Source organism: Fodinibius sp. GM108 (genome assembly GCF_058386985.1).
Map to the genome: position 1 here is coordinate 13,061 of NZ_JBYEIR010000008.1, position 16,419 is coordinate 29,479.

Below are 16,419 nucleotides of genomic sequence, written 5' to 3' on the forward strand. Positions count from 1 at the left end.
TATGGCAGAATTTTCTGAACTTTGGGCAATCGGGATGATACTGGCGGCTTTTGCAGGAGGTGCTTTTGGCAGCTCGTTAGGGGCTCTGCCTGCATTTATTTTTACCGGTTTTTTAGTGATGGCCGGAGAAACGGCAAGTATATTAAGTGGTGACTTTTTAGAGGTTATAGCTATGGATGCTGAGCTGGCAAACTCTGCTTCTATCACCGGATCCCTTGGATTTGGTCCGGTGTTTGGACCCCATATCAGTTTTGCAGCCGGGGCGGCGGCTTCGGCATATGCTTCAAAACAAGGCTATATGGACACCGATTTTCCCTATCATGAAGGCAAAAATATTTTGTATGCCTTTGGCCCCAAACCGGATGTCATGTTTGTAGGTGGGTTATTTGGTGTTCTTGGTTATTGGATTACGACCATCTCCGCAACGCTGTCCCTGCCCTGGGATCCTATTGCCGTGGCCGTAGTACTTTCGGCGTTTATTCACCGGCTGGCTTTCGGCTTTCCTATCATAGGTGAAGCCAAAGAGGGGCTGCTGAATATGAAACCGTTCGAAGAAGGTACCAGGCGCATCCGGGAGGAAGAAGAGCCCGGCAAAGCAGGAGAAAGCAGGCTCACTGTTGAACCGTGGCTGGGCCACCAATACAAGTGGAAAGATGTCTCGATGCTGGGTTTTGTTGTCGGTATCCTGGCAGCTTTTATCACCTATAAGACCGGCAGCGTTTTTCTCCCATTCGGGATCAGCGCGGCCACGCTCCTGTTTTTGAACTGTGGCGTTGCCAATATTCCGGTGACCCATCATATCTCCCTTGTTGCCAGTACAGCGATTGTTGCTGCCACAGCAGGTGAGTACGGACAGCATCCGCTATACCTGATGTTATTGCTTGGCAGCGTTTTTGGGATTATTTCTGCCCTTTGCGGAGAGCTCATTCAGCGGATCTTTTACGCCCACAGTGATACGCACCTCGATCCGCCGGCTGCAGCGATAGTTATGGGCACATTTTTGATAGCGGTGTTGGCTATGACAGGAATATTTGCGTCCAGTGCCTGGATTCCTGTTCCATAGAGGGATTAATCACAATTGATTAGTTAGTTGCTATCGAAAAGTTTCACGGGGAGGGAACGCCCGACGCGTTTCCTCTCTTTCCATCCGGCTGTCGGCTGTGATCGAAAGCTGTAGAACCGCTTCTTGCGGAGCTTCTTGATTCAAAGGCCCTTCTATATCCCTTGCAAAAATACAGCTTAATGGTGTAAGTGCGGATTGAATCAGCCCGGAATTACTTAGCGCCTAATTTGGTGTAAAAGTGGATAAACAGTGGAGCATAAACAGTGTTGAATTTACCGGACTGTAGAGAATAAAATAAGTTTTCCAAACAGTGAGAGAAATGATGTTTTAATTACTCCTTCCAAACGAATAACTGCTAATTGAGTCTGTGAAGCACGTTATTTGTCATTCGCAATTCGCGAAATGCGAATAAATGTTAGAATGGGTAAAACTATCATAAGTTAAATTGTTTGTAGATAGCTGTATTTAAGAGAGAAACCACTTCTTTGAAAAAGAACAAAATTAGTAGTATTAATAGGAAAACCAGTAAATGGGACTATTAGGGCTTTGTTTATAGTCCCATAACCACCGTTTAAGAAAGAGTGTTATTACTTAAAGTATAGAATAAAAGCGAGATCTATGAGAGACGAACATGAAATATTTTCTGATTTAGAAAATTTATGTACCTCTCTTGGTTATTGTCATGTGCTGGCTTTTGTAAGCTATCGAGATAGTTTAATTCGTTATGCTGAAGAATTGTCCGAATCTGTTCTACAGGAGTTTCATTCAAATGATAAATTGATCAGAACAGAGATATCTAATCTAATTGGTTTGATGATAAAAGAAGAAATTAACCAAAAGATTCCTCCTCCTGATAGAATTCAAGAAATGGTCGATAAGACTTACGAATTATTGCATGAGTTGCATCAAGCAATGGCTACTCCATTTTTTAACAGTTTGAAAGAATCTAATTTGCAAGAATTTGAGCCGTTTACTGAGGGAGCGTCTTTTAGAGAACCGATATTTTATGCAGGAGAATCGGCATATTATTTTCAGTATCGTGATTTAGCACCTAAGAAATATAAATCTGATGATGACTGGTTGGTTAAAAATAAGGGCTTTACAACTGAGGAAGCATCTGATGTAATCCAAGCCCTTACTGATGTTCAAAAAGTAAAAGCTGAAAATTGTAAGGAGTATTTAAGAGGGCTGAAATTTCAGGAATGGACATTATTACCTGTTTTTAAGTTTACCGTAGATGATATTGTCGATAAATGTAATAGAAAGGAACAAACTATAAGAAATGTTATAAAGGCTTTTTCTATTCCCAGAGGTAAAAACAATGATAACTTTGAAGCTCTTGATGATTTTAATCTTGTTAACGCTTATCCAATAATCCCATTGAAAGATGATCAATATTTATTATTTCAACCCTATAAACTTGTGGAGGCTTTTTATGAAAGTCCATTTTATTGGATGCTTAATGATGAAAAGTACAGAGACAAAGCGGTGGAAAATAGAGGAGAATTTACTGAGGATTATTCCGCAAGATGTTTAAGAAGAGTCTTTAATAAGAATTGTATTTTCAAAAACGTAGAAATAATAGATCCGGCACGTAATAAAAAAGGTGAGATAGACGTACTTGTTGTTTATGATGGAAGAGCAATTATTGTACAGGCAAAATCTAAAAGGCTCACAATTGAGGCTAGGAAAGGGAATGATAAAGTTCTTAAAGAGGATTTTCAGAAGAGTGTACAGGATTCCTATGATCAAGGCTTTTCATGCTCAAAGTTAATTGAAGACTCTGAATGCAAACTCCTGAATAGTAATAATGAAGAGATAAGTATTGACAGGGAATTTAAAGAAATCTACATTATTACTGTTTTATCTGATCATTATCCTGCATTAAGTTTTCAAGCTCACCAATTTTTAGAGTATAAAAAAACAAAAACGATATTAGCGCCATTTGTAGCTGATATTTTTTGCTTAGATGTAGTTTGTGAAATGCTTAACTCTCCACTTCATTTCCTTAGTTATATTAATCGAAGAGTTAAATATGATGAGAAAATATTACCGAATAATGAATTAGCTATACTTGGGTATCATTTAAAAAGAAATCTATGGATAGATGACGATATAACTTTAATGCATTTTGAGGATGATTTAACTATTGAACTTGATCTTGCAATGACGGCTCGAAGAGAATCTATCCGAGGGCAACTCTACACCAGAAGGAATTCTTACTAGATATAAAGATACAAATTATGGAAAGTTAATCAGAGAAATTGAATCTAAGGAGCACGAGCAAATTATAGATCTTGGTTTCTTTCTATTAAAATTAGGTGATGATACCATTGAGCAAATTAATCAGGGAATAGATTATATCACTAAATTAACGAGAGGTGACAATGAGGTTCATGATTTTACACTTGGTATTGGTGATAGTGGATTGACAGTGCATTGTAATAATGATGATATGGAAAATGCAGCTAAAAGATTAGATGCACATTGCGCTTTAAGAAAATATTCACTCAAAGCAGAATCATGGTATGGCTTGTGTATAGATCCATATAGTAAGTCTGTCAGGTTTGGCGTTAATTTGGAATATCCTTGGAAAAGGTCAAAAGAAAAGGAAAAAATTTTAGAAGAATTTCCAGAAACTAATAAGGGAGATGATCTGAGAAGTTTATTTAAAAATAAAAAAAGGTCGGAAGAAATGATCCATGCCCCTGTGGAAGTGGTAAAAAGTTAAAGCACTGTTGCTTAAGGAATTAAGCTTATATGACGAGTGAAGAACTTGCGTTATTTAGGTGATGATACTAATAATATTTGTACCAATATTAGTAGCAAATCCCTGCAAGTGACTTACAGAGATTAAAGTACGCCTGAGAGGATTCAATTCAAAAGATTTGTAAAGAAAGTCAAGTTAATTAGCACCTAGTGCCCAAGGGAGGACTTCCCGAATAAAATCATCGAGACAGGCTTCTCGTCCTCGTGTGAAATGCTGGAAATAAAAAAAAGCCACACCCAGAGGATGCAGCTTTTTCGATAGCCAGTGCCCAAGAGAGGACTCGAACCTCCACGGGGATAAACCCCACATGCTCCTGAAGCATGCGCGTCTACCAATTCCGCCACTTGGGCTCAACTATGCTAAAACTTTGTCGAGCTTGACCTAATTCAATCTGCCCGGCAGCCGGATACCAATTTATCCTCCGAAGCTTTACGCGCAGGAGGGTTCCGCCGCTTGGGCATAAGCATTAAATCCTGCGCCAGCAGCAAGTCCTCCATAGCTTTAACGACGGAGGGCGCCGCTTGGGCATAAACAAACCAACAGCTCATTTTTAGCAGGCTCAAAATATAGCAGTTTTAAAGACTAATTTGAAATGTCGGTCGTAATTTTTTGCTGCTCTGTTTTGCAAAAATGGGCCAAATAAAAAAGCCCACTCAAAAGCGGGCTTTTCAAACTCTGGTAAAGAATTTGTCGGATACTATTTGTAATCCAGGCTAGTAACGTTTGTAGCGCTCAGGCCTTTTGGTGTTTCTTCAACTTCAAACTCAACGGCTTCGCCGTCTTCAAGTCCTTGGTTATAATCCAGGTTTTCGACATTATTTCTGTGGACGAAGATGTCTTCGCCGCCTTCGTCAGGTGCGATAAATCCAAATCCTTTTTTCGTGTCGAAAAATTTTATTTTTCCTTGTTTCATAATGTATAACTGTGTCTTTGTGTACACCTAATAGTTGTTTCTTGATGAAAGGAGTTGAATTAACGCGTCGTTTCAAACGAAATACTTAGTAGGTGGGTAATTAAATATAACAGTACAAGGTACGGCTATTCTGGCAGAATACCTATTATAAACTTTCAATAGTTTAGGAATAGTTCTAATCATCCATTTTGAATTTATTCCTGCTATCCTATTTTGGGGATGTTTTAGCAAATAACAACATTACAGGTGAATTTCAGGAATACCAAAACAATCGGGTTTTTGTTGGGATGCGTAATTTTTGTCATCCTGATGTCTGTTCCGCCACCGGAAGGCCTTTCATCCGAGGGATGGCATACGGCGGCTGTTGCTCTGCTTATGGCCACCTGGTGGATTACGGAGGCGATTCCAATAGCAGCTACAGCCCTGGTTCCGATTGTCGCCTTTCCGGTATTGCAGATATCCGGCATTGACGATACGCTGACGCCCTATGCCCATCCGCTCATTTTTCTGTTTCTGGGTGGATTTGTGATCGCCATAGCCATGGAGAAATGGGATCTCCATCGGCGCATTGCCCTGAACATTGTAAATTTTGTCGGCACCGATCCGCATTCCATTATTATCGGATTTATCATTGCCTCGGCTTTTTTGAGCATGTGGGTGAGCAATACGGCTACAGCATTAATGATGCTGCCGATTGCACTTTCCGTGTTAAAGCTGGTGAATAACAATTCCGAATCCCATCAGGAGTCTGCTCACTTTGATTTATGTCTGCTGCTGGGCATTGCCTACGGATGCAACGTAGGTGGAATGGGCACACTGATCGGCACGCCCCCGAATGCTTTGCTCGCAGGATTCATGGAGGACAGCTATGGCATCGAAATCTCATTTGCCAAATGGATGCTATTTGGTATTCCGGTACTGATCGTGGCTTTGCCGGTTCTATATTTTGTGTTAACGCGCTGGGTATATCCTGTCACTATTGATCGACTGCCGGGCGGCAAAGAACTGTTTGCTCAAAAAATGGACGAGCTTGGTACTATAAGCACACCCGAGATAAAAGTGGCTATTGTTTTCAGCATCACAGCGCTATTGTGGATATTTCGTCCCTTGCTCTCGAGTGCAATTCCGGGCCTGTCTGATACCGGTATTGCGATTGCCGCCGCTCTTAGTCTGTTTCTGATTCCGGTCGATACGGCTGATCAAAGTTTTCTCCTGAAATGGAATGATGCCGAAGAACTCCCGTGGGGCGTGCTCATATTGTTTGGCGGAGGATTAAGCCTGGCTTCTGCCATCAGCAGTACCGGACTGGCCGAGTGGATTGGCGGAGGGGTAGAGGTACTTTCAGGCTGGCCTATATTTTTACTGCTCTTATTGATTATCACACTTATAGTTTTTCTCACAGAAGTAACGAGCAATACAGCAACAACAGCTGCTTTTCTGCCGATTATGGGATCGGTAGCGGTGGGACTAGCTTTGGAGCCTCTTTTATTTACTTTGCCGGTAGCCGTGGCGGCCAGTTGTGCTTTTATGCTGCCGGTGGCAACGCCGCCGAATGCGATTATCTACGGCAGCGGGCGCATTCACATTCCCGAGATGGCCCGGGCCGGTGTATGGCTGAATGTCGTTTTTATTCTGCTCACCAGCCTCTTTGCGTATTACCTAGCCCCGCTGGTTTTTGGGATTTAATTAGTCCGCTCTCATATGTATTACAAAATATATTGGTGGTGCACCTTTCTTCCGCACACCATTCCTTATGCCGGAAGAGGGGAACCGTGAAATTGGCAAGCAAAATCTCCTCCTTTTCTCTCGTTCCGTACCTCTGGTGCGGAACGAACGGATATACGCTCTGCGTCTGGTTCATGGATTCCGGTACGGCGAAGAGTGTTAAAGTACAACTTGATACTTATCTGATAGACTATTGGCTTTAAGTAAGTGAGGTGTAGAAAGAGCAAGAGCGGGAGTACAATTTCACGGTTTAAAAACAGGGGGTCCGGTCCCGAAAGCTTTCGGGATGCGATTCCCCCGGGACTTTTTTGGTTCGTTCCAGTGATTTTCTGGTCCCGACTGCTGTCGGCGGTTTTGGTCACAAAAAATGAACAATGCATTTCTTATTTCAGTTTTACTGGTCCAAAAATCTTTTGGGGTATCGATACAAGTGGATAAATAGTTGGATCAATCCACAGTTAAAGGCGCAAGGATCCTTCCCAACTGAACGAGCTGTGCACCTGATCCGGTCAGCTGTTGGAATGATCCTTTTTATACAACCGTATGAGCTAGCCCGCCCTGTTTTCAAAAATTGATTTCATCATTTCCCGATAATTGTCCGTTAGCTCCACATCCCGACGGGCCATCATAGCCTCCATGGCATCAAAAGCTTTTTCCAGCCGATAAGTTTGTATCACATTAGAGCCAACCCAGCTGAACGACGGAATAAACTTAGGCGGGAAATCATTCGAAAAGATATTACAGCTGACCCCGCACATCGTACCGGTATTAAGCTGAGTATTGATGGCTGTTTTTGTGTGATCTGCTAAAACAGCGCCAAAAAACTGTTGCCGGGTCTCTATTTCTTCACGGTCTTCCCAGCGGGTGATGCGAATGGTACTGTAATTGTTTTTCAGGTTCGAAGTATTGGTATCGGCCCCGATATTGCACCACTGCCCGATCAACGAATTGCCCATAAAACCATCATGAGCTTTATTAGAGTAGGAGTGAAAAATACAGTTGTTGACTTCGCCCCCCACCTTGCAAACCGGACCTACTGTGGTATCTTCATAAATTTTAGCTCCCATTTTAATAGTGCTTCCCTCGCAAATAGCTACTGGTCCGCGGATATGCGACCCAGACATAATTGTAGCATCCTTGCCAATAAAAATAGGCCCCTTTGTAGCATTTAATACGGAACCCGCTTCTATTGTAGCACCTTCCTGAACGTAAACTTTTTCAGGTTTTTCGACAGCTATACCTTGAAGAGCCTGTCTGTTTTCATCGGACTCGACTCCCATAAGTTCAAGGTCCCGAACAATTTGGCGGCCATTAAGCTGGAACAAATCCCAGATATTTTTGATAGAAAGAAAATCAGATGTTTCAAGGACAAACAGGTTGTTAAAGTTGGGAGCACCATCTTCAATCCACTGTTCGGAGGTTTGTCCATCAACACATGCGGCAATAACAGTATCATCACATTGCAGATATTGGCCCGAACTCAATGAATTAATTTTTTCTAAGAGATTATCAGCAGGGAGGTATCGGCTGTTGATCCAGATACAGTTTTTGCTTTGATCAACAGTACCAGATTCAAAAACGCCGGTAAGTTCAGGACGTAAAATTCGGCTGGGATTTGCGGTTTCAAGCGCGTGCTCCCACTTTTTTGAAATATTGAGAATGCCGACACGCAAGTTATCAACCGGACGAGTTAGCGTAAGCGGATGAAATGTTGATAGCAGATCATCTTCAAAAAAACATAATTGCATGAATTTGTATCGTCTTTATATTTTAAAGGTTGTTTCAAAGTATCTGTCAGAATGGTAAATTTGGGTATTCAAGAAAAACTTGTTAGGAGAGACAGTATAATCACCATCTAAATCAGTTAAAAGTATATATTTATGTGCGGAATTGTAGGATACGTTGGAAATAATCAGGCCAGCGATATAATTGTAAAAGGGTTGGAGCGACTGGAATACCGGGGATACGATTCAGCTGGCATCGCTTTGTTAAATGGACGAATTGACATCAAGAAAGGAAAAGGCAAGGTTCAGCAGCTTAAAAACAAACTTAAGGCTGACCCCACTGAAGGATTTATCGGGATCGGGCACACCCGCTGGGCTACGCACGGTGCACCTAATGATGTGAATTCTCATCCCCATGTCAGTGGATCAGGAAAGATTGCGGTTGTCCATAACGGAATTATAGAAAATTATAATTCTCTGAAAAAAGAGCTGCAAAATAAAGGCCGCACCTTTAAAACAGAAACCGATACAGAGGTTATTGCCCAGCTTATCGAAGAAATTTATGAGAATAGTAATGGGGACAACGTTACATTTGAACAGGCCGTGCAGATGGCTCTGCAACAGGTTGTCGGCACCTATGGACTGGCTATCCTGAATATTGAAGATCCCGATCAGATTATTGTGGCCCGAAAAGGTTCACCACTTCTCTTAGGTATTGGTGACGGCGAAATGTTCGTGGCCTCTGATGCATCTCCCATTGTAGAGCATACCAAAAAGGTAGTGTATCTCGATGACGGAGAAATGGCGATCGTTACAAAAGATGATTATGAGGTTAAAACAATTGAAGATGAGCCGCTGACGAAGAAAGTGCACGAGCTGGCCATGAGCATTGAGGAGATCGAAAAAGGCGGTTATCCGCACTTTATGCTCAAAGAAATTTTCGAACAGCCGCGAGCGATCTCGGATTGTCTGCGCGGTCGGCTGGATGTGAAAAATCACCGCGTGCAGCTGGGCGGTATTGCAGATGTGTTGGATAAGCTCGAAAATGCCGATCGCTTGATTATTGCCGCTTGCGGCACGAGCTGGCATGCCGGACTGGTGGGAGAATACCTGTTTGAACACCTTGCTAAACTTTCTGTGGAAGTCGAGTATGCATCGGAGTTTCGTTATCGCGAGGCACTTATTGATGAAGATGACGTGATGCTGGTAGTTTCCCAAAGCGGTGAAACGGCTGATACCCTTGCAGCGTTACGGACAGCCAAAGAACGCGGTGCATTAACTCTCGGTGTCTGTAATGTTGTGGGATCAACTATTGCCCGCGATACCGATGCCGGCGTTTATACTCATGCAGGACCTGAGATCGGGGTTGCATCAACTAAAGCATTTACAACACAAGTTTCGGTTCTTGCTATGATGGCGATAATGCTGGGTCAGCGAAGAAATAAGATTGATCCGGAATACGCCAACAGACTTATCGAAGAGCTGGATCGCATTCCGGGAAAAGTCGAGAAGATCTTAGAAAACAGTGAAAAAATTAAAAAGATTGCCGAGCTGTTTACATATGCGCCTAACTTCTTGTACCTCGGAAGGACATATAATTTCCCTGTGGCTCTGGAGGGAGCGCTCAAGCTCAAGGAGATATCTTATATCCATGCCGAAGGGTATCCTGCAGCGGAAATGAAACATGGTCCCATTGCTCTGATCGATGAAATGATGCCGGTAGTTGTTGTTGCTGCTACGCATCACACCAATGAAAAAATGATCAGCAATATTGAAGAGGTTAAAGCTCGGAAAGGACGAATTATTTCGATCACGGGTGAAGAGAACGAGGAGGTAATCAATCTTTCGGAGTTTTCCTGTCCTATCCCCGAGACCGAAGATTGTCTTTCTCCGCTTCTGACAACCATTCCGTTGCAGCTGCTTTCCTACTATATAGCAGTCAATCGCGGTTGCGATGTTGATCAGCCGAGAAATTTGGCAAAAAGTGTCACAGTAGAATAGCATCTTATGCTGTTCTCAGTTCGATCTAAGGAAAGAGCCACAAAAATATTGCTATGCCTCTGAAGGGAGGCATAGCAATATTTCTCTTGTTGTCAAGCTTCTGCTTGGGAAAGTAAGTAGCTTTTACGGATGAGTAGATCGAGATGACAATCTCGATCTATTTTCCCTTTTGGGAATAGTTGTTATATAAAAATCCTCCCGTCTGTAAATTGCAGTTCCTATTCTTTTTCGACTATCGTAATGATGGTTTGAATATCCGAAGGTGTCTCAGCGATAACTGCGAACCTGTCACTGCTAGCGTAATTAAAATCCCGGTATCCATTCTCTACAACATTAAGAAGTTCTTTTACCTTTTGAGGACTGAATGTGGGTTCTCCATTATTGTGGAATTGTCCCGGTAGTTCTTCGATATCCACCTCATCCAGATTAAATTCCGGATTTGCGCGAAGGGACCAAATCACTACCTGGAATTCAAGCCATGTGAGCTCCGGATTTTCTTTCAGCAGTTCTTCCTCAATATTAAACAGATAATTGAGCGGCTTCCACTTTTCTACCCGATAGGTGGAATAAAGCGGGATGCCAGTATAAGTTCCGCCATTGTGATCGATTGATCTCCATATATCGATGCACCAAGCTTTTTTGCTCCCGTTTTGGATTACATTATTCGGTTCTATATCACTAAACTGAACATCAAAATAAGCTTCATCACCATTCATGTTCACCGTAATAGTTGCATTTTCTCCACCCGATATCAATTCCACTTCTTCAATAGGATCCAGAGATTCTTCGAGATCCTTTTCATCTTCTGGTCCTGTTGAATTTTTCTTGCAGGAAATATTGAGAAGTAAAGTGATTATTAAGATGTATGGGAGATAATTTAAAAATGACTTCATAGTACTCTCTCTATTAATTAAACATTACTCTTAATTACAATTACAAAAATTAAGCCAAATAGATGTGTTGCGAATACAAAGGCGTTCTAACGCATCCAGGCATCGAAAAAAAATAGTTTGTAATAGGTAATGCGGAAATAAGGTAATAGTACAGCCAAGATTGGGTAAAAATTACTCGGTGATTTAATATGTATCTTAACTATAATAAAGTCATAGCACTCAGTACAGATCCTGATTTATTTCAGTCTGTTTGGCTGTTTCCCTTTTTATTTATACTGAATTAGTGGATAGCAGAAAAAGTGACTTTATCGCATTGGACCGAAGTATCCTCGAATGGCGTTATAAAAATTGCTTATAAAAAGAAAAGATTATCCCTACATTTCTATGTCTATGGATACGATTAAAATCAAGAATATGGTTTGTGATCGCTGCGTAATGACGGTACGTCAGGTGCTTAAAGACTTAGGTCACAAAGTAGAATCGGTAAAGCTGGGTCAGGCCGAAATATCAGAACAGCTTGACGAAGAGCAGCTTAGCGCGGCTGATAAAAAGCTGCGCGAAAAAGGATTTGAGCTGATCAAAGAGAATAGCAAGGCCCTTGTCGAACAGATAAAGACGGAGCTTATTAATTATCTTGAGCATATCGAAAAAGAAGAGGAGCCTAAAAAGCTTTCGGAATATCTTTCGGAAAAGCTTCATCATAATTACAGCTACCTGAGCAATCAATTTTCGGCGCAAGAGGATTTAACGATTGAACAACATTTGATTCATCTGAAAATCGAGCGGGTCAAAGAGCTTTTGTCGTATGAGGAGATGACGCTCAGTGAAATTGCCTGGAAGCTTAATTACAGCAGCGTGCAGTATCTTTCCAATCAATTCAAAAAGGTTACGGGAGAGACGGTCAGTCATTTCCGCAAACATATGAATGCCGGCAGTCGTCAATCCCTGGATACCATCCGGTAGAACTTTACCGCAGAGTTACATGGAGGGTATTATTTGCCAGTAGTCCAGTATTGACCCAAAAATTTTACACAATTATTTTATGTAATTATAACGACTGCATCAGGGTTACTTCCTATGTTTGGGATGAATTGAAAACCAAAGAACTATTTTTGCTATGAAAAAGACCCTGAAAATTGAAGGAATGCACTGTGCCGGTTGCGCAAACAGTGTTGAAGAGGCCCTGTCAAAAGTTGAAGGTGTGAAAAAAGCATCAGTGAATCTGGCGACAGAAAAAGCATTGGTCGAGTTTCAAAATGGAACTGTTGATGATGCTGTACTTAAAGAGGCCGTGCAGAGTGTGGGTTATGATATCAAAGAAGAGTCTGAAGAAGATGAAACTGGGGATGATATCACCGGCCGGAAAAAATTAGAAGCGGCACGTAACAGAATGTGGTGGGCGTGGGGACTCACCATACCAATAATTTTGTGGATGCTCCCTGAAATGATCGGCGGTGTGGCCGTGGGAGGTGAGATTGTTTATCACGCAATGATGATTCTGCTTGCATCTGCAGTGATATTCTATCCTGGCTGGCAGACACTGAAAGGGGCATGGAAATCCTCAATAAACCGATCGCCCAACATGGATGTGCTGATTGCAATGGGTTCTCTTGCTGCCTTGGGGACAGGTTTTGTAGCGCTTTTTCACACTTTTGGAATGGCACCGCCGTTTCACAGCTTTGCAGGTATCGGAGGCATGATTATGGCTTTCCACCTGACCGGCCGCTATGTCGAAACAAAAGCTAAAGGGCGGGCATCCGAAGCAATAAAGAATTTGATGACCCTTGAAGCCAAAGAAGCCACAATTATTCGCAATGGCAAAGAGATGTCAATACCAGTTAGCGATTTAGAGGCCGGAGATGTGATGGTTGTGCGTCCCGGAGAAAAAATCCCGACCGACGGCGAAGTGATTGATGGAGAAAGTAGCGTGGATGAGTCTTTGGCTACCGGAGAATCGATGCCGGTTAACAAATCCAAAGGCGATGAAGTGATTGGAGCGACTATCAACAAAAACGGTACGCTTAAAGTGAAGGCTACCAAGGTAGGGAAAGAGACATTCTTGAATCAGGTGATTCGAATGGTGGAAGAAGCTCAGGGATCCAAAGTACCTATACAGGAATTTGCTGATCGTATTACCGCTATTTTTGTACCGACAATCTTGGCATTGGCTGCGATCACGTGGGCTGCATGGATGATATTTCCTGAATTTTTTGGACAGATTGCTGTGTGGGCATCTGATTTCATTCCCTGGATTAACCCCGGCATGGGAGAGGTGGCTCTGGCATTTTATGCAGCTATTGCTGTACTGGTTATTGCTTGTCCCTGCGCATTGGGATTGGCAACGCCCACTGCCCTGATGGTAGGGACCGGCCTTGGTGCTGAAAACGGCATCCTTATTCGACAGGGAAAGGCCGTAGAACTTTTACGCGAAGCAGATACCATTGTGCTGGATAAAACGGGTACCATTACAAAAGGAGAGCCGTCGGTAACTGATTTGATTAGTTTATCCAACACAGAAGAAGAGTTGTTGCGTTTGGCCGCATCTGCGGAAAAAGGTTCCGAGCATCCTATTGGAGAAGCCATTGTGGATTTTGCAGACAAAAGAGGAGTTGAACTGCACAGAGCTAGTGAGTTTGAAGCAATATCAGGAAAAGGGATTCGGTCCCGGGTTAATGGCACCGAAATTTATATCGGTACACCAACATTATTTAAAGAACAGGAAATCAGTGTGAACGGTGAGATTTCTGATAAGCTTCAACATCTGGAAAGTCAAGCCAAAACTACAGTGTTGGTTGGTGTTGATGGCAAATGTGCCGGACTAATTGCCGTAGCGGACCCGATAAAAGAGGATAGCAAACAGGCAATAGCACAACTGAAATCGATGGGATTGACACCTATAATGATCACTGGTGATAACGAGCGGACAGCCCGTGCCGTGGCGGAGGAAGTTGGAATCAAGGACGTGATTGCTGGCGTGCTTCCCGATCAAAAATCAGATGAAATAAAGCGATTGCAGGAGTCCGGCAAGAAAGTAGTTATGGTCGGTGACGGAATTAATGATGCACCCGCACTCACGCAGGCAGATATAGGCATTGCCATTGGAACAGGTACTGATGTGGCAATTGAATCCGGTGATATTGTGCTGGTAAAAGGAGAGTTGCTTTCAGTTGTCCAGGCAATGAAGCTCAGTGGAGCTACGTTCAAAAAAATTAAACAGAACTTATTCTGGGCATTCTTCTATAACGTGGTGATGATACCGCTGGCAGTGGTCGGAATGATGCATCCATTGTTGGCAGAAGCAGCCATGGCTTTTAGCTCAGTGAATGTTGTTTTTAATTCGCGCCGATTACGAAAGGCCGACCTTTCCACAAATTCACCAATCGATGTGGATAATTTTGTGGATAACTCTATTTATTAAAAAATTCTAATAAAATTTGTAACAAAAAGGTGCCTTGGCACTCTTTGTAATACATTCGGGAAAGAAAAGATAATAAAAATCTAATTTTTTGATGTGGATAACTTGATATTAGATCAGGGATTTTTTATTACAAGTATAGTCTTTTCCGACTAAATGTAATGCTACAAAGTTCTGGGGATATACTAATGAAGGATTGGAAAACACTTATATTGAAAATAACATTATTGGTCTTAGTCGGGATCGTAATGCTCACCGGCTGAACGGCAGCTGATATACAAGTCAAAATCAATATTCTATTGCACTGAGCTACTTTGCTCGGCAGGGGTATAGAATGAATAAATCCATATATCATTATGGATAAGCAGTCAATTACAGATCTGTCTTACTTACGCGAAATTGCCATGGGTGATGAAGAAATCATCATTGATACTACAAAAGCATTTCTTGAGAATACGCCCGCAGCACTCGACAGAATCAGTGAGTTTTATGACGATGAGCAATGGGATAAGCTTTATAAAGAAGCTCACAGAATTAAACCCAGCCTGAAATATTTGGGGATGAGTCGTGCCAGTGAACTTGTTTTAGAGATAGAAAAACAAGCAAAGTCCCGTAAGATTTCTGATGATTTGGAAAGAGATATTGAAGAGTTTGTAAGCATATGTTCTAAAGCACTTGATGAGCTTTCAGAAAAACTGGACACTATTTAACCCTCCGAAAACAATTCACCAAGTTGCTCGTATAAGCCCTAACGTAACCTGAAATTAAGCGGACAATATCATGGGCTGGATCTGGACACTACTTGTAAATAGTATTGGTATCTTTATAATTGGCTATCTGCTTCCTGGCGTGAAGATAAAAAGCTTTTTTACCGCTCTGGGAGTGGCTATTCTTCTTGCCGTCGTGAATACCCTGATAAAACCCATCCTGATTTTTCTAACTTTTCCTATCACACTTATCACCTTTGGATTATTTATTTTGGTGATTAACGCATTAATGTTGATGCTGGTGGATGCTATAGTAGAAGGGATGGAGATAAGACACTTCGGCTGGGCTTTTCTTTTTAGCCTGTTACTTTCAATACTGAATTTGGGCTTCTTTTAGTTAAGCAACATTGGCATTTTCGGGAAGAGGAAAGAGGTTTTTATCCTCTTCATTGACTTCAAGCGTATAAATTTTGGCGGGCGGTAGATTTAGAAATACAAATTTTTTAGTCTGTCCAAACTTTTTGACAACCTGTTCTTCAAAATCGCTTTTGAAATTGCGGAACTTCACATACTTGAAATAGCTGATGTAAGCATCAGAAGAGCATAAGTTGAGCTTTTTTTTCCATATTTGCTGGCTTATTTCTTCTGGCATGTTTTCATAGGGAAGGCTCGAAAAAATGAAATTGTAACAGTGATTCGGATTGAAATTTATAATATCGGTGTGATGGATATGAACATTGGGCTGCTGGTACTTATCCTTGATGATCTGATAAAACTTTTTATGAATTTCAACGATATCCAACCGGTCTTCCGGCCGTAAATATTTGGTAATCTGTTTGGTCAGGGGACCAGTACCGGCACCGACTTCAAGAATGTTGAGAGGAGGACAGTTACTGTTTGAGAGTTGTTGCTTTAATTGAGCAACAAGGTCTTTTGCTAAGAATTTTGAGCTGGGAGCAATTGCTCCAACTTTCTTGAGATCTTTCAAAAAGTACAGCAGGTGTTCCAAGACTTCCTCCGTTTTATAAATTATCAGCAAAAAGGTAACAAAGCTTTTGCAATATGGCTAATAACGCTTATAGTTATCACCTGATCTTGATAACTCCTCAACACCAGCGATATTTTATTCTATTTAATTTCATCTATAAGAGCTAATCAAAAATATTTTTTTACATCTGATAAGAAAAATGATCTTGAATCATTCAGCT

12 protein-coding genes, 1 tRNA gene and 1 pseudogene are annotated in these 16,419 nt (G+C 41.8%); 9 read left to right on the forward strand and 5 right to left on the reverse strand.

Features of this window, described 5'->3' with window-relative positions; genetic code table 11:
* Position 1 precedes the first annotated feature (1 nt).
* The 3 genes and pseudogenes from ACT3ID_RS14905 to ACT3ID_RS14915 form a co-directional block, all read left to right on the forward strand.
* Positions 2-1,063, forward strand: a complete 1,062-nt coding sequence (locus ACT3ID_RS14905; protein ID WP_491542848.1) for a DUF7973 family transport facilitator — start codon at positions 2-4, stop codon at positions 1,061-1,063.
* 618 nt (positions 1,064-1,681) lie between these two features.
* A complete protein-coding gene (locus ACT3ID_RS14910; RefSeq protein WP_491542849.1) occupies positions 1,682-3,289 on the forward strand; it encodes a prepilin peptidase in 1,608 nt (535 codons plus the stop codon).
* A 456-nt stretch (positions 3,290-3,745) separates the two neighbouring features.
* A pseudogene (locus ACT3ID_RS14915) lies at positions 3,746-3,817 on the forward strand (SEC-C metal-binding domain-containing protein); the annotation flags it as partial.
* A gap of 281 nt (positions 3,818-4,098) precedes the next feature.
* Here the strand turns inward: ACT3ID_RS14915 and ACT3ID_RS14920 are convergent.
* Positions 4,099-4,183, reverse strand: a tRNA-Leu gene (locus ACT3ID_RS14920).
* Between the two features lie 347 nt (positions 4,184-4,530).
* Positions 4,531-4,746, reverse strand: coding sequence for a cold-shock protein (locus tag ACT3ID_RS14925; protein WP_491542850.1), 216 nt, complete (start codon positions 4,744-4,746; stop codon positions 4,531-4,533).
* Positions 4,747-4,992: 246 nt separating this feature from the next.
* Here ACT3ID_RS14925 and ACT3ID_RS14930 point away from each other — a divergent pair, with 246 nt between their 5' ends.
* A complete protein-coding gene (locus ACT3ID_RS14930) occupies positions 4,993-6,432 on the forward strand; it encodes an SLC13 family permease (protein WP_491542851.1) in 1,440 nt (479 codons plus the stop codon).
* Between the two features lie 587 nt (positions 6,433-7,019).
* Here ACT3ID_RS14930 and ACT3ID_RS14935 read toward each other — a convergent pair.
* A complete protein-coding gene (locus ACT3ID_RS14935; RefSeq protein ID WP_491542852.1) occupies positions 7,020-8,219 on the reverse strand; it encodes a GlmU family protein in 1,200 nt (399 codons plus the stop codon).
* A 132-nt stretch (positions 8,220-8,351) separates the two neighbouring features.
* On the opposite strand from ACT3ID_RS14935, the gene glmS reads away from it, so the two are divergent.
* Positions 8,352-10,196 carry a glutamine--fructose-6-phosphate transaminase (isomerizing) gene (glmS, locus tag ACT3ID_RS14940; RefSeq protein ID WP_491542853.1) on the forward strand — a complete coding sequence of 615 codons (1,845 nt, stop codon included), beginning with the start codon at positions 8,352-8,354 and terminating at the stop codon, positions 10,194-10,196.
* A 218-nt stretch (positions 10,197-10,414) separates the two neighbouring features.
* Here glmS and ACT3ID_RS14945 read toward each other — a convergent pair whose 3' ends face one another.
* Positions 10,415-11,089: a hypothetical protein gene (locus ACT3ID_RS14945; protein ID WP_491542854.1), complete on the reverse strand. Its 675-nt coding sequence runs from the start codon at positions 11,087-11,089 to the stop codon at positions 10,415-10,417.
* Between the two features lie 390 nt (positions 11,090-11,479).
* Between ACT3ID_RS14945 and ACT3ID_RS14950 the strand changes: the two genes are divergently transcribed.
* The 4 genes from ACT3ID_RS14950 (at position 11,480) to ACT3ID_RS14965 (ending at position 15,608) form a co-directional block, all read left to right on the forward strand.
* Positions 11,480-12,052 carry an AraC family transcriptional regulator gene (locus ACT3ID_RS14950; protein ID WP_491542855.1) on the forward strand — a complete coding sequence of 191 codons (573 nt, stop codon included), beginning with the start codon at positions 11,480-11,482 and terminating at the stop codon, positions 12,050-12,052.
* A 154-nt stretch (positions 12,053-12,206) separates the two neighbouring features.
* On the forward strand, positions 12,207-14,507 hold the full coding sequence (locus tag ACT3ID_RS14955) for a heavy metal translocating P-type ATPase (protein WP_491542856.1): 2,301 nt from the start codon (positions 12,207-12,209) through the stop codon (positions 14,505-14,507).
* A gap of 353 nt (positions 14,508-14,860) precedes the next feature.
* Positions 14,861-15,214: an Hpt domain-containing protein gene (locus ACT3ID_RS14960; RefSeq protein WP_491542857.1), complete on the forward strand. Its 354-nt coding sequence runs from the start codon at positions 14,861-14,863 to the stop codon at positions 15,212-15,214.
* Positions 15,215-15,284: 70 nt separating this feature from the next.
* On the forward strand, positions 15,285-15,608 hold the full coding sequence (locus ACT3ID_RS14965) for a phage holin family protein (RefSeq protein ID WP_491542858.1): 324 nt from the start codon (positions 15,285-15,287) through the stop codon (positions 15,606-15,608).
* Here the strand turns inward: ACT3ID_RS14965 and ACT3ID_RS14970 are convergent, their stop codons facing one another.
* A complete protein-coding gene (locus ACT3ID_RS14970) occupies positions 15,609-16,220 on the reverse strand; it encodes a class I SAM-dependent methyltransferase (RefSeq protein ID WP_491542859.1) in 612 nt (203 codons plus the stop codon).
* Between the last annotated feature and the right edge of the window lie 199 nt (positions 16,221-16,419).